General features: G+C 68.5%; 19 protein-coding genes. 13 read left to right on the forward strand and 6 right to left on the reverse strand.

What is annotated here, in order from left to right; all coding sequences use genetic code 11:
- Window positions 1-483 precede the first annotated feature (483 nt).
- Window positions 484-1,680, reverse strand: a complete 1,197-nt coding sequence (locus ACIA8C_RS00745) for a M23 family metallopeptidase (protein ID WP_397130168.1) — start codon at window positions 1,678-1,680, stop codon at window positions 484-486.
- A 15-nt stretch (window positions 1,681-1,695) separates the two neighbouring features.
- Here ACIA8C_RS00745 and ACIA8C_RS00750 point away from each other — a divergent pair, with 15 nt between their 5' ends.
- The 10 genes from ACIA8C_RS00750 to ACIA8C_RS00795 all read left to right on the forward strand — a co-directional run bounded on the left by ACIA8C_RS00750 (window position 1,696) and on the right by ACIA8C_RS00795 (window position 15,091).
- Window positions 1,696-1,833: a hypothetical protein gene (locus ACIA8C_RS00750; RefSeq protein ID WP_357381821.1), complete on the forward strand. Its 138-nt coding sequence runs from the start codon at window positions 1,696-1,698 to the stop codon at window positions 1,831-1,833.
- A 427-nt stretch (window positions 1,834-2,260) separates the two neighbouring features.
- Window positions 2,261-3,427: an ADP-forming succinate--CoA ligase subunit beta gene (gene sucC, locus ACIA8C_RS00755; protein WP_150402017.1), complete on the forward strand. Its 1,167-nt coding sequence runs from the start codon at window positions 2,261-2,263 to the stop codon at window positions 3,425-3,427.
- 11 nt (window positions 3,428-3,438) lie between these two features.
- Window positions 3,439-4,353, forward strand: a complete 915-nt coding sequence (sucD, locus tag ACIA8C_RS00760) for a succinate--CoA ligase subunit alpha (protein WP_397130169.1) — start codon at window positions 3,439-3,441, stop codon at window positions 4,351-4,353.
- 288 nt (window positions 4,354-4,641) lie between these two features.
- The gene (locus ACIA8C_RS00765) at window positions 4,642-7,566 is read left to right on the forward strand and encodes a BTAD domain-containing putative transcriptional regulator (RefSeq protein ID WP_397130170.1); all 2,925 of its coding nucleotides are present in this window, start codon (window positions 4,642-4,644) and stop codon (window positions 7,564-7,566) included.
- A gap of 83 nt (window positions 7,567-7,649) precedes the next feature.
- Window positions 7,650-7,913 (forward strand): hypothetical protein, encoded by a 264-nt coding sequence (locus ACIA8C_RS00770; RefSeq protein ID WP_397130171.1) that lies wholly within the window; start codon window positions 7,650-7,652, stop codon window positions 7,911-7,913.
- 252 nt (window positions 7,914-8,165) lie between these two features.
- Window positions 8,166-9,236, forward strand: coding sequence for a DUF5336 domain-containing protein (locus ACIA8C_RS00775; protein WP_397130172.1), 1,071 nt, complete (start codon window positions 8,166-8,168; stop codon window positions 9,234-9,236).
- Between the two features lie 155 nt (window positions 9,237-9,391).
- Entirely contained in the window at window positions 9,392-10,912 is a 1,521-nt protein-coding gene (locus ACIA8C_RS00780) for a DUF6350 family protein (RefSeq protein ID WP_397130173.1), read from the forward strand.
- A 64-nt stretch (window positions 10,913-10,976) separates the two neighbouring features.
- A complete protein-coding gene (gene purN / locus ACIA8C_RS00785) occupies window positions 10,977-11,657 on the forward strand; it encodes a phosphoribosylglycinamide formyltransferase (protein WP_397130174.1) in 681 nt (226 codons plus the stop codon).
- Between the two features lie 73 nt (window positions 11,658-11,730).
- Window positions 11,731-13,308: a bifunctional phosphoribosylaminoimidazolecarboxamide formyltransferase/IMP cyclohydrolase gene (gene purH / locus ACIA8C_RS00790; protein WP_397130175.1), complete on the forward strand. Its 1,578-nt coding sequence runs from the start codon at window positions 11,731-11,733 to the stop codon at window positions 13,306-13,308.
- 214 nt (window positions 13,309-13,522) lie between these two features.
- Entirely contained in the window at window positions 13,523-15,091 is a 1,569-nt protein-coding gene (locus ACIA8C_RS00795) for a family 20 glycosylhydrolase (protein ID WP_397130176.1), read from the forward strand.
- A 12-nt stretch (window positions 15,092-15,103) separates the two neighbouring features.
- On the opposite strand, the gene ACIA8C_RS00800 is transcribed toward ACIA8C_RS00795, so the two are convergent.
- Window positions 15,104-15,565, reverse strand: a complete 462-nt coding sequence (locus tag ACIA8C_RS00800) for a hypothetical protein (protein WP_397130177.1) — start codon at window positions 15,563-15,565, stop codon at window positions 15,104-15,106.
- A gap of 210 nt (window positions 15,566-15,775) precedes the next feature.
- On the opposite strand from ACIA8C_RS00800, the gene ACIA8C_RS00805 reads away from it, so the two are divergent.
- Complete coding sequence (locus tag ACIA8C_RS00805) at window positions 15,776-16,339, forward strand: LysM peptidoglycan-binding domain-containing protein (RefSeq protein WP_397130178.1); 564 nt, start codon at window positions 15,776-15,778, stop codon at window positions 16,337-16,339.
- 73 nt (window positions 16,340-16,412) lie between these two features.
- On the opposite strand, the gene rpsR is transcribed toward ACIA8C_RS00805, so the two are convergent.
- From rpsR to rpmB, 4 genes are read right to left on the reverse strand one after another with little or no spacing between them, the layout of a single operon-like run.
- The gene (rpsR, locus tag ACIA8C_RS00810) at window positions 16,413-16,667 is read right to left on the reverse strand and encodes a 30S ribosomal protein S18 (RefSeq protein ID WP_040738992.1); all 255 of its coding nucleotides are present in this window, start codon (window positions 16,665-16,667) and stop codon (window positions 16,413-16,415) included.
- A gap of 32 nt (window positions 16,668-16,699) precedes the next feature.
- Window positions 16,700-17,005, reverse strand: coding sequence for a 30S ribosomal protein S14 (gene rpsN, locus ACIA8C_RS00815; protein ID WP_397130179.1), 306 nt, complete (start codon window positions 17,003-17,005; stop codon window positions 16,700-16,702).
- 39 nt (window positions 17,006-17,044) lie between these two features.
- Window positions 17,045-17,215 carry a 50S ribosomal protein L33 gene (gene rpmG / locus ACIA8C_RS00820; protein WP_011211511.1) on the reverse strand — a complete coding sequence of 57 codons (171 nt, stop codon included), beginning with the start codon at window positions 17,213-17,215 and terminating at the stop codon, window positions 17,045-17,047.
- 13 nt (window positions 17,216-17,228) lie between these two features.
- Window positions 17,229-17,465: a 50S ribosomal protein L28 gene (gene rpmB / locus ACIA8C_RS00825; protein WP_396997470.1), complete on the reverse strand. Its 237-nt coding sequence runs from the start codon at window positions 17,463-17,465 to the stop codon at window positions 17,229-17,231.
- Between the two features lie 96 nt (window positions 17,466-17,561).
- Here rpmB and mrf point away from each other — a divergent pair, with 96 nt between their 5' ends.
- Both mrf and ACIA8C_RS00835 read left to right on the forward strand, forming a co-directional pair.
- Complete coding sequence (mrf, locus tag ACIA8C_RS00830) at window positions 17,562-18,884, forward strand: ribosome hibernation factor-recruiting GTPase MRF (RefSeq protein ID WP_397130180.1); 1,323 nt, start codon at window positions 17,562-17,564, stop codon at window positions 18,882-18,884.
- Window positions 18,881-19,144 carry a type B 50S ribosomal protein L31 gene (locus ACIA8C_RS00835; protein ID WP_397130181.1) on the forward strand — a complete coding sequence of 88 codons (264 nt, stop codon included), beginning with the start codon at window positions 18,881-18,883 and terminating at the stop codon, window positions 19,142-19,144. Before mrf ends, ACIA8C_RS00835 begins: the two co-directional genes overlap by 4 nt.

A 19,144-nucleotide genomic window follows, 5' to 3' on the forward strand; every position in this document is an offset into this window, starting at 1 on the left:
CCGATGCGTTTGTTCAGATGGCTTTGGGGGTAGCGACCATGGCGGGCAGCCACGGTCCAGCTGCGTATCGGCGCTCCGTGCGCGTGAAAAGTGTCGGCAGTTTTGTGCGCGGCAGGCGACTGCCGATCTGACTCGAGGCCTGTTCGCACTGGCGCTCGGCGTCTGCTCCGGTGGTGCGGCGCGCGTCAGTTCCTTCTGGATGATTTTGCCGACCGGCAACGCGGGCGGCGCTACCCAACCAGATGCGCAAAGAAGCGATCATGCCCGAAAATGCATGATCGTTTCTGTCGCGTGTTGACCCACGCCCCGGAGCGGCGGGAGCTTCAGTCGTGTCTTGACCCCTGCCCCGGAGTGGCGGGAGCTTCAGTCGTGTCTTGACCCCTGCCCCGGAGTGGCGGGAGCTTCGGTCGCGTCTTGACCCTGCCCCGAAGCGGCGGGAGCTCCAGTCGCATCTCGACCCCCGGCCCCGAAGGACCGCGAGCTTCAGTCGCGTTGGACGCCCAAGCTGATGCCGCGCGTAGCCAGCCAAGGCAGCGGGTCGATCTTGTCGGACCCGTTCAACCACACCTCGAAGTGGCAGTGCGGGCCGGTGGAGAAGCCGCGGTTGCCGATGGTGGCGATCTGGTCGCCTGCCATCACGCGCTGCCCCTGGGACACCGTGGCGGTGTCGATGTGGCCGTAGATGGTGACGGTGCCGTCGTCGTGCAGCAGGCGGACCCACATGCCGAAGCCCGCGGCGGGGCCTGCCTCGATCACGGTGCCGTCGGCGACGGCGACGATCGGGGTGCCGATGGGGCCCGCGATGTCGACGCCGAGGTGCTGGACGCCCCAGCGGGCGCCGTAGCCGGAGGTGAAGGTGCCTGCCGCGAACTTGGTGAACAGCGGACGCAGCTTCGCGGCTTCCTGGGCGGCCAGGTCGTTCGCGTACTTCTGGCCCTTTTGCAGGATGTCGTTGAAATCGCCGACGTTGGTGGCGCCCGAAACGTTCAGAACCTGAGGCGATTCCGGGGAAGCGGTGGGGTCGGCCAGGCTGACGGACTGCGCGGCGATCTCGTGGATCTGGCCGGCGGCCTCGTAGTCGACGGACTGGGACGGCTGGTCGGGCGAGGCGAACGCGGCCTGTCCGGCGGCGACGACCGCGCCTGCGGCGACCGCGGCGACCGCGGCACGACCCTTGAGGGCGGCGGGCGGTGCGGGCAGCCGGTGCGCGCCGCCACGCTTGGCGGTGCGGCGGGCCGGAATGATGGTGGGCGCGACCGGGTTTTCCGAACCGGTGTCGGGTGCCCAGGATTCCTCCGGGGCCCAGCAGCCGTCTTCGGGTGCCTGGTAGTCGTTCTCGGCCCAGGCGTCGCCGGCGTTCCATGCGCCGCCGTCGGACCAGGAGTCCTGCGGGGCCCACGAATCTTGCTGGGACCACGAGTCGTTCGCGGTCCAGGAGTTCTCGCGGCCGTTCTGGTATCCGGCGTCAGGTGTCGCGGTGCCGTAGTCGGGGCGCGGCGCACTGTAGTCGTCTTGCGGCCTGGCGGGCGCGGCGTTGAACAGCGAGTTCCGCTGTCGATCCACCGAGGGGCCTGCCTGCCTGCCGTGCGGAGCCTGCGTGCCGAAGGCGTCGTCATCGTTGCGATAACGATGTCCGGGCTGGGCGCGATGTTCAGGAATAAGGGCGGAGCGATAGTTCATCGGCGGGGCCACATCGTGAAGCGGGAGATGTTCGCGGGGCCGAGCGGCCAGCTGATCAGTGGCGTCGACGAGTCGTCTGCGGAACGGCTCTCCATCTGCGGAGTGCTGTGCTGCGTCAAGCTTGCCGTCCTCCTAGTCGTGACCGTGCTGTGACATCGACCGCAATGACGGTAACGAAACGATTGCAGGGTCCGCAAGCGCTGCGGCCTTTCTGTCCGAACATGTGAGATTGATCACGGTAACACCACGGAATATCTATCTGTGCATTGGGGACGCGAGGCGGGTAGATCCACGACGTTCCGTAGTAGATCCAGCCGTGTCCGCGGGTTCTGACGCTCTACCTGGTGAGGTGTCAACAACCTACTGATGAGTAGCGTTGGCCAGGGGTTTCTCCGCCACGCGTATCGGCCCGTGACCTGCGCCACTTAGGATGAACGTGGCCGATTGGCCGTCCATGTGACTGATTAGAGTCCGACCCGACCCGCTTCCGACCAATTCGAGTGACCTGCAAGCAATCACTACGGGTGTCGGGCCACCAACAAAGACGTTGTCAACACAACGCAGACGAGACGGTGAGTACATGGATCTCTTCGAATATCAGGCGAAGGAGCTCTTCGTTAAGCACGGAGTGCCTTCGTCCGAGGGCCGCGTCACGGACACGGCCGAGGACGCCCGCGCCATCGCGGAGGAAATCGGCAAGCCGGTGATGGTCAAGGCTCAGGTCAAGGCCGGTGGCCGCGGCAAGGCGGGTGGCGTCAAGTACGCCGCCACCCCGGACGACGCGTTCACACACGCGCAGAACATCCTCGGCCTGGACATCAAGGGCCACATCACCAAGAAGATCCTGGTCGCCGAAGCCAAGGACATCGCGGAGGAGTACTACATCTCCTTCCTGCTCGACCGGTCCAACCGCACCTACCTGGCCATGTGCTCGGTGGAAGGCGGCATGGAGATCGAAGAGGTCGCCGCGACCAAGCCGGAGCGCCTCGCCAAGGTCGCCGTCGACGCGGTCAAAGGTGTCGACCTCGCTTTCGCCCGCTCGATCGCCGAGCAGGGCCACCTCCCCGCCGACGTGCTCGACGCCGCGGCCGTGACCATCCAGAAGCTGTGGGAGGTGTTCGTCAAGGAAGACGCCACCCTGGTGGAGGTCAACCCGCTCGTGCGCACCCCGCAGGACGAGATCCTCGCCCTCGACGGCAAGGTCACCCTCGACGAGAACGCCGAGTTCCGGCACCCGGATCACGAGGCTTTCGCGGACAAGGACGCGACCGACCCCTTGGAGCTCAAGGCCAAGGAGAACGACCTCAACTACGTCAAGCTCGACGGTGAGGTCGGCATCATCGGCAACGGCGCAGGCCTGGTCATGTCGACCCTCGACGTGGTCGCCTACGCGGGCGAGAACCACAACGGCGTCAAGCCCGCCAACTTCCTCGACATCGGTGGCGGCGCCTCGGCCGAGGTGATGGCCGCCGGCCTCGACGTCATCCTGGGTGACTCGCAGGTCAAGAGCGTGTTCGTGAACGTCTTCGGTGGCATCACCGCCTGTGACGCGGTCGCCAACGGCATCGTCAAGGCGCTGGAGATCCTCGGCGCCGAGGCGAACAAGCCGCTGGTCGTCCGTCTCGACGGCAACAAGGTGGACGAGGGTCGCCAGATTCTGGTCGACGCCGCGCACCCGCTGATCACACTTGCGCAGACAATGGACGAAGGCGCCGACAAGGCCGCCGAACTGGCAGCGGCCAAGTAAGGAATCCGGAAATGTCTATCTTCCTCAACAAGGACTCGAAGGTCATCGTTCAGGGCATCACCGGCGGCGAGGGCACCAAGCACACCGCGCTGATGCTGAAGGCAGGCACCCAGGTCGTCGGCGGCGTCAACGCGCGCAAGGCGGGCACCACCGTCGCGCACACCGACTCCGACGGCAACGCGGTCGAGCTGCCGGTGTACGGCACCGTGGCCGAGGCCATCAAGGAGACCGGCGCCGACGTCTCCATCGCGTTCGTGCCGCCGAAGTTCGCCAAGGACGCCATCATCGAGGCCATCGACGCGGAGATCCCGCTGCTCGTGGTCATCACCGAGGGCATCCCGGTGCAGGACACCGCGTTCGCGTGGGCCTACAACGTGGAGAAGGGGAACAAGACCCGGATCATCGGCCCGAACTGCCCCGGCATCATCACCCCCGGCGAGGCGCTGGTCGGCATCACCCCGGCCAACATCACCGGCAAGGGCCCGGTCGGTCTTGTCTCGAAGTCCGGCACGCTGACCTACCAGATGATGTACGAACTGCGCGATTTCGGTTTCTCGACCGCCATCGGCATCGGCGGCGACCCGGTCATCGGCACCACCCACATCGACGCCATCGAGGCGTTCGAGAAGGACCCGGAGACCAAGCTGATCGTGATGATCGGCGAGATCGGCGGCGACGCCGAGGAGCGGGCCGCGGCCTACATCAAGGCCAACGTCACCAAGCCGGTCGTCGGCTACGTCGCGGGCTTCACCGCCCCCGAGGGCAAGACCATGGGCCACGCGGGCGCCATCGTGTCCGGCTCGGCGGGCACCGCCCAGGCGAAGAAGGACGCGCTGGAGGCCGCGGGCGTGAAGGTCGGCAAGACGCCGTCCGAGACCGCCGCGCTGGCTCGCGAGATCCTGGAGAAGGCAAGCGTCGAAGTCTGACGCGCAGCGTCCGTAGTGAAGGCCGCCTTCCCGATCGGGGGGCGGCCTTCGTCAGGTCGAAACGAAGGCCGCCCCCTGGTTCGAGGGAGGGCGGCCTTCGTCATGTGCGGCGGCGCGCTCAGCCTGGGCAGAAGCCGAGCGTCCTGGCCAGCCATTCGCAGAACTGTTCCATCGGATTCATGATGGACACCTCCATTTCGTCTCCCCTCATCGATACGAGCTGAGACACCACTTGGTTCACCGCTGAGTTCATCGATATTGGGGAGACGCGGATGTACCGGACAGGGCATGCTTAGCGACGTGGACGTGCTGGTGTTGGGTCCAGTGCAGGCGTGGGCTGACGGTGTCGCGGTGACCGTCGATCGGCCGCTGGAACGAGCAGTGCTGGTGCGGTTGGCGTTGGCGAATCGGGTTCCGGTGCCGGACGGGCGGCTGGCCGAGGATTTGTGGGGGGCCGAGGTCGAACGCCCGGTACAGCGGCTGCGCGTGGTGGTGTCGCGACTGCGGGCCACGCTCGGGCCGCTGGCCGACGTCATCGTGCGGACGCCGGCGGGATATCAGGCGACGGTGGCGGCGACGGATCTGCTTGCCGCTGAGGCGGCGGCGCAGCGGTTGCATACCGCGCGGCGCGGCGGCGACTTCGATGCCGTGGCGGCCGCGGCGCGCGAGGCGCTCGCGCTGTGGCGTGGGCATGCGCTGGCCGACCTGCGCACGATCGCGTTCGCGGCGGCCGAGGGGGAGCGGCTCGACGACTGGCGGCTTTCGCTGACCGTGGCGGGCCTGGAGGCGAATCTCGAACTCGGCGCGGCGGGTGAGGTGGTGACCGAGCTGACGGGGCTGGTCGCGCGGCATCCGCTGCATGAGCCGCTGTCGTGCCTGTTGGCGTTGGCGTTGTATCGCACGGGGCGGCAGGCGGACGCGTTGGAGCGGCTGGCACGGCTGCGGCGGGCGCTGTCCGAGGAGTTGGGCGTCGATCCTTCGCCGGACACGAGCGCGTTGGAACTTCGTATCCTGGAACATGATCCGGCGTTGCGGATCCTTCCGGCCGGGTCGGGCGCACCGGAACCGCGGCCATGGCCCGCGCCGGTGCTGGCGGCGCCGATGACGAGCTTCGTCGGCCGCGGCCGTGAATTTGCCACGCTCACAACGCGTCTCGCTGATCCTGGCCTGACAACGGTGGTTGGTGTCGCGGGCAGCGGAAAGTCTCGTCTCGCCGCCGAACTCGCGCGCTCGATCGGTCGAGCGGGCCGGCCTGTCGTGCTCGTCGAATTGGCACCGCTCGGCCGCGCCGAGGACGTGTCGCCCGCGGTGGCCGCGGCACTCGAAGCGGGCGGCCTTGCCGTCGACGGATCGATCGATCCCAATGGTCCGCTGCCCGGAATCATCGCCGCACTCGACGGCGGCGTCGACCGTGAGCGCGCACTGCTCGTGCTCGACAACGCCGAGCATGTATTGCACTCGGTGGCCGAATTGGTGACGGCGGCACACGAATTCAGCGTGCTGGTCACGTCGCAGCAGCCGCTCGGGGTGCCGGGAGAGTCGGTGTACCCGCTCGGTCCGCTGGATCGCAGTGTCGGCGTTGCGCTGTTCGTCGAGCGGGCCGGGCTGCACGGGTTGGTGACCGCGACGGAGCGGGACGAGCTGGTGACGATCTGCGCGGCGGTGGACTGGCTGCCACTTGGCATCGAGTTGGCCGCCGGTCTCACCAGGACGTTGACGATTTCCCAACTGGCACAACGGATCGACGACCGGGTCCGGTTGCTGGTCGGCGGCGCACGCGGTGCCGCGGGCGGTCGGCACACCAGCCTGCGGGTCGCGCTGGACTGGAGTCACGAGCTGCTCGCCGAGCGAGAGCGGGCGGTGTTGCGCAGGCTCGGCGTGTTCGCGGGTGGGTGCACGCTGGAGGCGGCCGAGGCGGTGGTGCCGGACGGCGACGTCGAGCAGGGCGATGTCGCGCCGGCCATGGCGGACCTGGTGAACCGGAACCTTGTCACCGTCCAGGCCGACGGTGCGACAAGGCGTTTCGTGCTCCTGGAGACGGTTCGCGACTACGCGCTGGCTCGGCTGGCGGAGGTGAACGAGGTCGACGAGCTGCGCGCCGGACACCTGCGCTGGTGTTTGCACCTGGTGCGCACGATCGGCGCGCCGGACGATTTCGCTACGGCCGAATCGGTGGCGGCGGTGTTCGCGGAATGGCCGAACATCTTGGCCGCGCTGGAGCGCGCGCCCGGAACACCAAGGGCCACGGACGGTTTGCGGCTCGCGGTGGAAATGCACGTGCCCTGGCTCGCCAGGGCCTGGTTCCGCGAGGCGCAACGCCACTACGCGGCGCTCACCGACGCGGCCGACGTCGCGGCGCACGAACTGGCGCAGGCCTTGAGCCACTATGGCTTTCACACGCTGATGACCGGCGATCTCGAAGCCGCGGCCGTCCAACTGGCCAAGGCGGGCGAATTGGCCGCGCCCCTCGGCGATCCGGAACTGGCTCAAACCGTCCGCTACTACCAAGGCATCGTCGACATCGAACGGTGCAGGCTGCCGGAGGCCGTCGAGCGGCTGCGGGAGGGGGAGCGGCTTGCCGTGCGCGACACCCAGGGCTCGTCGTTCGCCGACGCGCTCGGCACGGCACTGTTGTATTCGGGTGACTTGGCCGAGGCGCTCGCGGCATACACCCGATCCTGCGAGGTGGACGCCGCGCACGAGGACGAGCACGGGCTCTCCCGCGGGCTGAGCAATCAGGCCAAGGCGCTGCTCGGTCTCGGCCGCGTCGACGAGGCACTGGCCGCCGCCGAGGAATCCGACCGCTACGCCCGCCGCTTGGACGACCGGCAGATCCTGCCGCTGAACGACCTGACCCGCGCCGCCGCGGCGCTGGTCGCGGGCCACCTCGACGCGGCCGAGTCGTACTGCCGCGCCGCGCTCGGCCACGAGGAGGACGCGACGGGTCTGGCCCGCATCGACCTCGCCGACGTGCTGCTCGCCAAGGGCGAGATCGCGGCCGCCAGGCTGCTGCTCGATGAATTCTTCGCGACGGCGCCGGGTGGCGTGCCACTGCTCGCCGCCCGCGCCGTCGCCGTGACGCTGCGGCACGCCGAGGGTGACGATGCCGGCGCGCGATCGCTGCTCGAACAGGTCCGCGCCGAGTTCGCGGTGGCCGGATTCGGCTGGCACCGTTACACAGACCGGCTGGTCAGACCCGGTCTGATCGCGTGAGATGCCGGTGAAACCGCGCTGAGACGGTCGGCCGGGAGTCTGGTCCTCGCAACGCACCACACCAGACCAGAAAGCGAAGACCGATGACAACCACCCGCATCGCGGCCGCCCGCGGCGCCGCCACCGCCGCCCTGATCGTCGCAGGCTTTTTCGGCGCCACCGGACCCGCGTTCGCGGGCCCCTTCGACAGCGGCTCGGCCGCGCCCGCCGCCCCAGGCAACCTCGGCCCGTTCGAGTACGAGCACCAGTGCCTCGAACGCGGCAACCAGGGCATGGAGAACGGCGAATGGTCCAACTACGACTGCGTGGGCAGCTACGGCGCCTGGCAGCTCCTTCCCCGGCCCTGACCCGGTAATCGACTCGATCGGCCTCGGCCCGGAGTGTGCGCGCCCGCGCGGCTCCGGGCCGAGGCCGTGCGGCCGTAGTGCTTGCGCTGGGCGGTGCTTGCTACTGGCAAAACCCTCGCGACCTGGCAGGGAAGGGCTGATAAGGCCCTGAGAGCCGTCGGTTGAGGGTGACCTGGACGGAGGAGTGCAGTAGCGTCAGGTGCAGATCCAGCAGTTGAAGACCACGTATGACTCGACCTAGGAGACGACGACATGTCATACCCGTCCGGGGGCTCCGGGTACAACACACCCGCGCCCTCCACCCCGTCCAGCCCCGCTTCGACGGCGAGTGGTGCCAGTTCCGGTTCGAGCGCCACCGGTGCCGAGGGCAAGGGGCTGCCGTTTTTCCTGGTGGTCGGTGTCGCGGCGCTCGGCGTGATCAACTTCCTGCTCGGTTTCCTGCCCTATGTCGGCACCAAGGCAGTCGATTTCGGCGGTGCCAGGATGACCAGCAGTGAGACCGCGAGCCTGTTCGAGGCGGGCGGCTCGGCATTGCTCGGCATCCTGCTGCTCGGCGGACTGCTCGCCGCGCTGTCGGTGCTGCCCAAGCAGAGCTGGACGGGCGCGGCCGCGGCGGCTTCGGTCGCGGGCTTCCTCGCCCTGGCGGTGCACTCCTTCACCCTCTCCGACGGCATCGAGCTGAAGTTCGGCGCGTATGTCGTGCTGGTGCTCGCGTTCGTGCAGGCGGCGGTCGCGGTGGGTGCGGTGCTGTTCGAGGCGGGCATCGTCAAGGCGCCCGCGCCGCGTCCGGCCAGCGCCCCCGCGTTCGGTCAGGGCGGCTACGGCCAGCAGCAGCCGTCGGCCTTCGGACAGAATCAGCCTTCCTACGGACAGAACCAGCAGCCCGGCTACGGCCAGGGCCAGCCGGGTCAGCCTTACGGCCAGCAGCCCGGCTACGGCCAGCAGCCCGGTTACGGTGCGGCGCAGCAGGCTTCGCCGTACGGCCAGAGCCAGCCGAGCCAGCCCGCCTACGGCCAGCCGGGCCAGGCCTACGGTCAGCAGCCCGCCTACGGTCAGCAGCCGCCGACCACGGCTTTCGGTGGGCCGCAGCAGGGTTCGCCATACGGCGCGCCGGGCACCGCGCAGCCGCGGCCGGACGAGGGTGCCACCCAGCACTTCGGCTCGACCCAGCAGCCCGCGCAGCAGTCGCCGTACGGTTCGTCGAACTACGCGCAGCCGGGTCAGCAGAGCGCGCAGCAAGGCCAGCCCTTCGGTGGCGACCAGGCCGCCGACCCGTCTTCCGACGCCACGCAGGCCTTCCGTCCCTCCGAAGACAACAAGTAGCAGTCGGTCCCCGGCGCGGGTTTACGCGGCGCGCCTGACCCGCTCGCGCCGGGGGAGCTGCCACGCTGAATTGTCATGAGTGAGCGTCAGCGAGTGAATCAGGGATGCGGCGCGCCTGAGCGCACGATGGAGCCGAGCGTGCCCGAGGCGGCGTCGTGAATTCGTCCAGAAACTCGCTCGCGCGCCGGACCGGCGGATCGCGCGGCGCGCCCGATCCGCACCCCGAGCCCGAAGAGGCCGGGTTTCTGTCGTTGACGCCCGAACGTGCCAGGGTTCTCGTCCTGGTGGCCGGGCGCCCGACGACCTACGCGCTCACCGCGATCATCGTTCTGGTGCTCGCGACGCTGCTGACCTCAGGCAGCAATTTGGCGGGCACCTCAGGTGCCATCGCGGCGGGATGGCTTGGCACACACCAGGTTTCGCTGGTGATCGGCAAGACTTCACTCGGCCTGCTTCCGTTGTTGCCGACCGCGCTCGTGGTCTGGCTTGCGGGGCGCGAATGTGCCCGCGCCGTCGAACCCGATTGCACGCGTGCCGATCTCGGCTGGATAGTCGGCGCCGCGCTGGCCGGGCCGCTGCTGGTCACGGCCATCTGCCTGGCGGTCGCGGAGGACGCGTCCGGGATTGTCGCGCTGCAACCGCCGAATACCCTCGCCGCGTTCGCCTGGGTCGGCGGCCTGTATCTGGTTGCGGCAGTAGGCGGGATCGCGACCAGGAGCCGACGGCATGTGTTCGAGTTGCTTCGCCTGCCCGACTGGGCGATCTCGGGAATGTACGGCGCAGGCCGTGCGATGCTGCGCCTGCTCGGCTGCGCCACCGCGCTCATCGTGATCTCGTTCCTGGTGCACATCCCGCGGCTCGGGGACACTTACCACGGTGCGGGCAACGCCGCCGGGGTGATCGGGCTGACCCTGCTCTCGCTGGCCTACCTGCCGAATCTGGTGGTGCTGGCGGTCGGCGTGCTCGTCGGCTCCAGCGCGCAGATCGGTGTCGCGTCGTTCGGCGTGTTTTCCGTTGTCGGCGGCCCGATTCCGGCCGTGCCGCTGATCGCGGCGGTGCCGACCGGACCGGCCGCGGGCTGGTGGCCGGTGTTGCTGCTGATCCCGGCCGCCGTTGGCGTGCTCGGCGGACTCGACCTCGCGCGCGGCTCGACCGACCGGATCGGCGCGCCATGGGCGACGTTGTGCTCGGCGGCACTGGCCACCATCGCGCTCGCGCTGCTCGGCGCGATCGGGGGCGGCGAGCTCGGCACCTTCGGCCGGATCGGCCTCGACCTGCCGATCTTCCTCTTGGTCACCTTCGCGTGGCTGGCCATCCCCGGCTACGTCGGGCTGGCTTTCGCGCGCTGGTTCCTCGTCCCGGTCGGCACGGCGCCCGGCGATTACGCCGACCCGTACGACGAGTACGACTACTACGACGACGATTACGCGGACGACGACTACGCCGACGACGACTACGCCGACGACAACTACGCCGATAACCGCGACTACTTCGAGGACGACTACGCCGACTACGACGGCGCGGACCTGGAAGTGGAACTGGACGGCGAACTCGTCGAGGAGCAGACCTCGATCAACACCGTGCGCACGCCCGACCCGATTAGCACACCCGACATCGTCGATGCCGAGGTGGTCGAGGCGGACCTGCCGGAAAGCGACCGGGTCGACGGTCGTTAGGCTCTAGCACGGCGGAGCTCTTCCGTCCGCCATCCGATCGACTCGCAGGAGTAGAGCCCTGAGCGTGCCCACCCCGCCTGCTTCGCCGTCCGCCGGCCCCGGGCCGTCTCCGTCCGCCCCGTGGACCCCGGCGACCGTGGTCGTGCTCGCTTCTGGCACCGGATCGCTGTTGCGCGCGCTGCTCGACGAGGCCGCTACCGCGGACTTCCCGGCGAAGATCGTCGCCGTCGGCGTCGACCGCACCTGCGCGGCCACCGAGCACGCGGACGCCGCGGGCGTACCGCATTTCAAGGTGGCGCTGAATGACTTTCCCGATCGCGCCGCCTGGGATGCCGCGCTGACCGACGCGGTCGCGGGCTACGCACCCGATCTCGTAGTGTCCGCCGGATTCATGAAGATCCTCGGGCCCGCCTTCCTCGCCCGGTTCGGCGGCCGGATCATCAACACCCACCCCGCGCTGCTGCCCGCCTTCCCCGGCGCGCACGGGGTGCGCGACGCACTCGCCTACGGGGTGCGGGTCACCGGCTCGACCGTGCACCTGGTCGACGCGGGCGTGGACACCGGGCCGATCCTCGCGCAGGAGGCGGTGCCGGTGCTGCCCGAGGACGACGAGGCGAGCCTGCACGAACGCATCAAGGTGGTGGAACGGCGGCTGCTCGCGCAGGTCGTCGCCGCCGTCGCCACGCGGGGCATTGTTTCCGACGGACGAAAGGCAGTTATCCCAGATGAGCGAGTTCTCCGGTGAGTGAGCGCAGCGAGCGAACCAAGGACGCGGCGTCGGCACGAATGACGAAGCCGAGCGCCGGCGAGGCGCAGTCATGAGTGACCGCAAGGAGATCAAGCGGGCGCTGGTCAGCGTCTACGACAAGACCGGGCTCATCGAGCTCGCGACCGGTCTGCACGCCGCGGGCATCGAGCTGGTCTCGACCGGCTCGACCGCGGGCAAGATCGCCGACGCGGGCATCCCGGTGACCAAGGTCGAGGAGCTCACCGGCTTCCCGGAAACCCTCGACGGCCGGGTGAAGACGCTGCACCCCCGGGTGCACGCGGGCATCCTCGCCGACACCCGCAAGCCGGAGCACGTGGACCAGCTGGTCGAGCTGGACGTCGAGGCGTTCCAGCTGGTGGTGGTGAACCTGTACCCGTTCACCCAGACCGTGGCCAGCGGGGCCAGCCCGGACGAGTGCGTCGAGCAGATCGACATCGGCGGACCGTCGATGGTGCGCGCCGCGGCGAAGAACCATCCGTCGGTGGCCGTGGTCGTCGACAGCGGTGACTACGACGAGGTACTCGGCGCGGTGCAATCTGGCGGCTTCACCCTGGCCGAGCGGACGGCGTTGGCGGCCAAGGCATTCCAGCACACCGCAAGCTATGACGTGGCCGTCGCCAGCTGGATGAGCTCGGTGCTCGCGCCCAGTGTCGCGGGGCAGGCCGAGGACAGCGGCGTGCAGTTCCCCGGCTGGCTCGGCGGCACCTGGGAGCGCACCGCGGTGCTGCGTTACGGCGAGAACCCGCATCAGGCGGCCGCGCTGTACACCAACAACGACGGCAGCCTCGGGCTCGCGCAGGCACGGCAGTTGCACGGCAAGGAGATGTCGTACAACAACTACACCGATGCCGACGCCGCCTGGCGCGCCGCTTACGACCACACCGCGCCGACCGTCGCGATCATCAAGCACGCCAACCCGTGTGGCATCGCGATCGGCGCCGACATCGCCGAGGCGCACCGCAAGGCGCACGCCTGCGATCCGGTGAGCGCGTTCGGCGGCGTGATCGCGGCCAACCGTGCGGTCACCGTGGAGATGGCCGAGCAGGTGGCGGAGATCTTCACCGAGGTGATCGTGGCACCGGCCTACGCCGACGGCGCGGTAGAAGTGTTGCAGCGCAAGAAGAACGTGCGCATCCTGATCGCCGAGCCGCCGCGGCGCGCCGGTGCCGAGCTGCGCCCGATCAGCGGCGGCGCGCTGCTGCAGCAGCGCGACATCCTCGACGCCGCGGGCGACGACCCGGCCAACTGGACGCTGGCCACCGGCACCGCGGCCGACGCCGAGACCCTCGCCGATCTCGAATTCGCTTGGCGCGCTTGCCGTGCCGTGAAGTCCAACGCGATCCTGCTCGCGCACGACGGCGCCTCGGTCGGCGTCGGCATGGGCCAGGTGAACCGGGTGGACGCGGTGCAGCTCGCCGTGCAGCGCGCCGGTGACCGGGCGAAGGGCTCGGTCGCGGCCTCGGACGCGTTCTTCCCGTTCCCGGACGGCCCGCAGCAGCTCATCCAGGCGGGCGTCCGGGCGATCGTGCAGCCCGGCGGCTCGGTCCGCGACCAGGAAACCATCGACCTTGCCCGCGAGGCCGGAGTAACCCTGTACCTCACCGGCTCCCGCCACTTCGCCCACTGACCTAGCCAACCCCGAACGCCACGTCGCCCGCCGACGTGGCGTTCGGCGTCTCGTCCCTCGATCCACGCACGCCTTCTGATGCGCCGCACCGAGAATCGCATGCGAATTTCAGTGCGGGAAATCAGAAGTGGTGCGGCGGCTGGTGCTGAGCTGCGATGACGGGAGCGCGTGGCGAATGCCTGTAGTGCTTGCGCTGGTTTCGTACAGTGACGGCATGTCGATTCGTGCAGTGGCAGCCGGTGCGGTCGTAATGGTGGCTGCTGTGGCGGTGTCGTTCAGCGGACAGCCTTGGGCGCATGCGGAGCAAGGACCGCCGCCGCGGACGCTTCCTTCGTTGAAGGCGTGGAGTCCGGGTGGGACCGGATTCTCGCTCGGCGCGCATGCGCGGGTGTGGTACGCCACGGAGGCATTGCGGGACACCGCAACGGATTTCGCCGCAGCGTTGCGTTCATTCACCGGCAATGACGTTGTCGCGCAGGAGGGCTCGTCCGGCAATCCCGGGGACATCGCGCTCGGCACCGGCTCGATGCCAGGCGCGCCAGAAATGCCTGAGGCATACCGTATTTCGATTGGCGAAACCCTCGACCTGCGCGGTGCCGACACTGCGGGCGCGTTCTATGCCACCAGCTCGGCACTGCAGCTGCTGCGCCAGCGGACCACGATAACCGGTGGCACCGTGATCGATTGGCCGCAATACCGGGAACGCGGCCTCATGCTGGATGTCGGCCGCGAGTTCATGCCGCTCGACCTGCTCCGCGCCCAGATCCGCCGGATGGGTTACCTCAAGCTGAACCTGCTGCACCTGCACCTCTCGGATACCTTCGGGTTCCGCCTCGAAAGCGACAGACATCCAGAAATTACTGCCGCACAGCACTATTCGAAGCAGGACATCCGCGATCTGGTCGAGTACGCGGCGCGGTATCAGGTCGAGGTCATGCCGGAAGTGGACTTCCCCGGCCACATGAACGGCATCTTGGCCGCGCACCCCGAACTGAAGCTGCGCAGCGCGGACGGACGGGTCTCCGACGCGGCCATCGATATCGCGAATCCGCGCGCCTACGACCTGATGGGCGACATCCTCGACGAGTTCCTGCCGCTGTTCCCCGGCCGCTACTGGCATCTCGGCGCCGACGAGTTCCTGCTCGACGGCACCCGTGTCGCCAGCTTCGACGAGTATTCGCAGCTCGGCGAGTACGCGCGCGCCGCCTACGGCCCGCAGGCGCAGCCTGTCGACGCGTTCCTCGGGCTGATCAACTGGGGCGCGGACATCGTGCGCGCGCACGGCAAGCGCCCGCGTATCTGGAACGACGGACTGCACACCGGCGCGGGCACCCTGACCGTCGGCACCGACATCGTCATCGACTACTGGAGCAAGGCGGGCATCCCGCAGCTGCCGCTGCCGTTCTTCGGAATAGCCCGCAGCCCAGCCGATCTCATCGCCGCGGGCCACGACGTCAGGAACGCCTCGTTCACCCCGGCCTACTACGTGGCAGGCGGACCGACGGCGGCGGGCAACGTACCCGCGCCCCTCGCCTACCAGCTGTGGGATCCCACGCTGTTCGTGGACGGCACCCGGCTGACACCGGATCAGAACGCCCACAACCTCGGCTCGGGTCTGTTCGTCTGGTGTGACGACCCGACGGTGCGGACGCCGGACCAGATCGCCGCGGCCGTCACGATGCCGCTGCGGGTCACGGCACAGCAGACCTGGGGTCCACCGCAAGCAGGCAGCTACCTCGAATTCTCGGCGCTGGCCGACGCCGTCGGCGAACCCGCGGCGTAGCGGGTGCGGGTATTACGCCGCACTCAGCACCTGCCGGTTGCCCAGTGGTGCCTTCAGCGGCACCTGGATCGTGCCGAACACGGCGTTCATGGTGCACATCCGGCCAACCGCGTCGGCGCGGGTGCCCGAACGCAGCTCGACGGTGACGGTCGAATCAGTCTCGCGCACAGTGACGTCCACGCCATAGCATTCGGGTGTGCCGGTCTGGAAGTTGACCGCGATCCGGTCGTCTGCCAGCCGCGTCCAGGTACTGAACGGAATCGGCCGCCCGTTCACGATGGTCGGGTCGGCGGTGAAGTCCCGGCCGCTGTTGCCGCCGGTGTCCTCGGTCGGCGTGCTCGGCGCCGCGCTGGTGGTGGTGCTGGTTTTCGGTTGCGTCCCAGCATCATCCGAACCGGCACACCCCGCCGCGGCGAGGCATCCGAGCACAACGGCAACAGCTGCGGCGGCACGCCCGCCCGACATCCGAGTCATGGCGACCACCCTAGTGGGCAATCCCCGGGGTCATCTCACATCGGGCATGACACGGCAATAGGACACACCCCACAGTGAACTTTCGGCGAACCATGCGCGTAATCCCTACGTAGCCCGGTCTCGCGCAGTATCTTCGGCCTAGATGCGCGCCTGTGTCTTCGGCGCGCGTCGATTGTCGGATGCTCTTCAGAACCTTCGAAAGGAAGAACCGTGGGCGACACACTGCGCGTTGGTGAAGAACTCGGACTGGGTCAGTCCCTGCAGGGTGGTGCTTACACCCTTACGCTGCAGGACGACGGCAACCTGGTGTTGTCCGAGCCGGACGGAAATGTGGTGTGGTCCACCCTGACTCACGGTCAGAGTGTCGACCGCGCCGTGCTGCAGGACGACGGAAACTTCGTGGTGTACAAGGGCGACGCGTCGGCCTGGTCCACCGAGACCAATGGCAAGGACGCGGACCGGCTCGTCGTGCAGGCGGACCGCAACGTGGTGCTGTACGGCAAGGACGGCAGCGCGCTGTGGGCCTCGAACACCAAGTCCGACAACCCGCTCCAGGCCCCCGAGCCGGAGCCGGTCGCCGAGGCGCCTGCCGCCGAAGAGGTTCCGCCGCCGGCGCCCGAGGTGCGCACCTACACGGTCGAGCCGGGCGACACCCTGTGGGCGATCTCGGAGCGCTTCTACGGTGACGGCAACCGCTACCAGGAGATCGCGAACGCCAGCGGCATCGACAACCCGGACGCGATCAACCCGGGTCAGGTGCTGACCATCCCGTAACCTATTGCGGCGCAAGACAAAACGTGGGGCCCCGGAGCATCCGGAGCCCCACGCTTTCGTTCGGGGGGAGCGACTACCGGCTGGTGAAGGGGAGCAACGCCATCTCGCGGGCATTCTTCACCGCGACGGCAACCTGGCGCTGCTGCTGCGGGGTGAGCCCGGTGACCCGGCGGCTGCGAATTTTGCCGCGATCGGAGATGAACGTGCGCAGCAGGTTGACGTCCTTGTAGTCGACCTTCTCGATGCCGGCGGCAATGAGTGGGTTCTTCTTCGGACGGCGGGCCTGTTCGGCACGAACCTTCTTCGACGGTGCTCGCTTGACTGCCATATACGGATCCTTCGTACGAGAACGGTGGTTTTCTACCAGCTCGATTTGCGCACACCGGGCAGCTCGCCCCGGTGGGCCATGTCGCGCACACGCACACGGGACAATCCGAACTTCCGGAGGTGACCGCGCGGTCGTCCGTCAGCGGCGTCCCGATTGCGCAATCGTACCGGACTGGCGTCCCGCGGCTGTCGTCGCAGCTCAGCGAGGGCTTCGGTGCGTGCGGTGGCCGAGGTGCCCGGCTTACGGATGAGTTCTTTCAGCTCCGCCCTGCGCTCGGCGTAGCGCGCGACGACGGCCGCGCGTTGCGCGTTGCGGGCGATCTTCGATTTCTTCGCCATGTCAGCGCTCCTCGGGAAAGTCGTTGTCCGGCACCGTGTTCACCGCTCCTCGCGGAAATCGACGTGCTTGCGGACCACCGGGTCGTATTTGCGCAGCACCATCCTGTCCGGATCGTTGCGGCGGTTCTTCCTGGTCACGTACGTGTACCCGGTGCCTGCGGTGGACTTGAGTTTGACGATCGGCCGCAGCTCGGTCGACTTGGACGCCATGGGTTTCTCCTGGTCAGATCTTGTCGCCCCGGGCGCGGATGCGGGCAACTACCGCCTCGATCCCGTCCCGGTCGATGGTCTTGATGCCCTTGGCCGAGACGGTCAGCGTGATGCGCCGCCCCTCGCTGGGCAGGAAGTAGGTCTTGCGCTGGATATTGGGATCCCAGCGCCGATTGGTCCGCACGTGTGAGTGCGAGACGGACTTGCCGAACCCGGGTTTGCGCCCGGTGACCTGGCAGTGGGCCGACATGCGGGCTCCCTCCGGTAGATGACAATCATTTTCGACAACGGCTGATCGACAATGTACCGTTGCCTTGACGCAAATGAAAATCGTTATCGAAAGGGAGTGCTGTCAGTGCTCGCACCTGAGACCGACCGGCGAACACCGGTCGTGGTGCTCGCGGGATTCGCCGGACCGGCCGCGGCGGGCGCCGACCACGCGGCGTCCGCGCTGTGCCATGACGCGCCCGGCACCGTCGTTGTCCGGCACGACCTCGGTCAGCTGCACGAGGGCATCGTGCACCGCACGGTCCGCAGCGCCACCTACGAGACGTCGGACGTGCTCGAACTCGCGCACGGCTGCGTCTCCTGCACCCTGCGGATCGACCTGCTGCCACTGTTGCGCACGCTCGCCGCGCGCGACTCGGTCGACCGCATCGTGCTCGCGCTGGATCCCGCGTTCGAGGCCGAGGCGGTCTGCCATGCCATCGAACATGTTGTGGTGGAAGGCATTCTAGGCCGAGTCGACGGTCCGGCCGGGCGCGATGTGCGCATCGATGCCGTGCTGACCTTCTTGGACGCGGATGCGTGGGTGGCCGACGCGACCGGCGAGCAGACCCTGGCCGAACGCGGACTAGCCAGAGCCGACGACGAGCGCACGGTGGCGCAGGTCGCCGTCGGTCAGGTCGAATTCGCGGACGCGGTAATAGCTTTGGGTCCGGTCGCGCCCGGCGGGGACGTCGATCGCGGCAAGCTCGGTGCGGTGCTCGCCCGGCTCGTCCCCGATGCGCCGGTGGACTGGGTGGGCGATCCGCACCTGCTCACCGCGGCTCGGCTCGACGGGCTGCTGACGCGAATCCCGGCGCATGCGCGCCGCGGCAGAGTGTTCGACGCGCACGCGCCGCTGCTGCGTGGGCAGCCGCCGCTGTCCAGCGATTACGGTGTCGCGCTGCTGGAATTCGCCGCGAGCAGGCCGTTCCATCCGGCCCGCCTGCACGAGGCGCTCGACGTGCTCTTCGACGGCGTGGTGACCGCGCGCGGCCGGATGTGGCTCGCCACCCAGCCCGACGAGGTGACCTGGCTGGAGTCGGCGGGCGGCGGCCTGCGCGTCGGCAGCGCAGGACGTTGGCTGGCTTCGATGTCGGAAGCCGAACGGGCACAGGCGGATCCGGACCGCCGGGCGATGGCGGCACTGCGCTGGGACGAGCAGTTCGGCGACCGGGACATCTCGCTGGTGATCCTGGTGCACGACGCCGACCCCGCCGAGATCCGCGAGGCATTGCATTGGGCGCTGGTGGAGGACGACGAATTACGCCTCGTCGAACGCGCACCCGAACGAGTTGCCCAGTGGGAGGACCCCTTTGGCGCCTGGCACGCCGACCCGTGCGAGACCGCCGACACCACGTTACCGATCGATGATGTGAAAAGCCCGAGAGGAGAAGCGAAATGAAGACAGGAATCCATCCGGACTACCATCCGGTGGTGTTCGAGGACGCGGGCACCGGCAAGCAATTCCTGACCAGGTCGACCGCGACGAGCGCCCGCACCGTGCGGTGGCCGGACGGCAACACCTACCCGCTGCTGACCGTCGACGTGACCGCCGACTCGCATCCGTTCTGGACCGGCGCGCAGCGTGTGCTGGACAGTCAGGGGCGGGTGGAGAAGTTCGAGCGCAAGTACGGCAGGCGCACGCGCCGGGTGGCGGGCTGA

The sequence above is a fragment of the Nocardia sp. NPDC051321 genome (genome assembly GCF_044455225.1).
Taxonomy (GTDB): domain Bacteria; phylum Actinomycetota; class Actinomycetes; order Mycobacteriales; family Mycobacteriaceae; genus Nocardia.

Bases quoted from the DNA above. Each gene is read 5' to 3' on its own strand.
- rpmG (WP_011211511.1), bottom strand. From the start codon at position 17,215: ATGGCGTCCAAGTCGACCGAGCTGCGGCCGATCGTCAAACTCAAGTCC.
- ACIA8C_RS00800 (WP_397130177.1), bottom strand. From the start codon at position 15,565: ATGACTCGGATGTCGGGCGGGCGTGCCGCCGCAGCTGTTGCCGTTGTG.
- ACIA8C_RS00775 (WP_397130172.1), top strand. From the start codon at position 8,166: ATGTCATACCCGTCCGGGGGCTCCGGGTACAACACACCCGCGCCCTCC.
- rpsN (WP_397130179.1), bottom strand. From the start codon at position 17,005: ATGGCGAAGAAATCGAAGATCGCCCGCAACGCGCAACGCGCGGCCGTC.
- ACIA8C_RS00795 (WP_397130176.1), top strand. From the start codon at position 13,523: ATGTCGATTCGTGCAGTGGCAGCCGGTGCGGTCGTAATGGTGGCTGCT.
- ACIA8C_RS00745 (WP_397130168.1), bottom strand. From the start codon at position 1,680: ATGAACTATCGCTCCGCCCTTATTCCTGAACATCGCGCCCAGCCCGGA.
- ACIA8C_RS00770 (WP_397130171.1), top strand. From the start codon at position 7,650: ATGACAACCACCCGCATCGCGGCCGCCCGCGGCGCCGCCACCGCCGCC.
- rpsR (WP_040738992.1), bottom strand. From the start codon at position 16,667: ATGGCAGTCAAGCGAGCACCGTCGAAGAAGGTTCGTGCCGAACAGGCC.
- sucD (WP_397130169.1), top strand. From the start codon at position 3,439: ATGTCTATCTTCCTCAACAAGGACTCGAAGGTCATCGTTCAGGGCATC.
- purH (WP_397130175.1), top strand. From the start codon at position 11,731: ATGAGTGACCGCAAGGAGATCAAGCGGGCGCTGGTCAGCGTCTACGAC.
- ACIA8C_RS00835 (WP_397130181.1), top strand. From the start codon at position 18,881: ATGAAGACAGGAATCCATCCGGACTACCATCCGGTGGTGTTCGAGGAC.
- rpmB (WP_396997470.1), bottom strand. From the start codon at position 17,465: ATGTCGGCCCACTGCCAGGTCACCGGGCGCAAACCCGGGTTCGGCAAG.
- sucC (WP_150402017.1), top strand. From the start codon at position 2,261: ATGGATCTCTTCGAATATCAGGCGAAGGAGCTCTTCGTTAAGCACGGA.
- ACIA8C_RS00765 (WP_397130170.1), top strand. From the start codon at position 4,642: ATGCTTAGCGACGTGGACGTGCTGGTGTTGGGTCCAGTGCAGGCGTGG.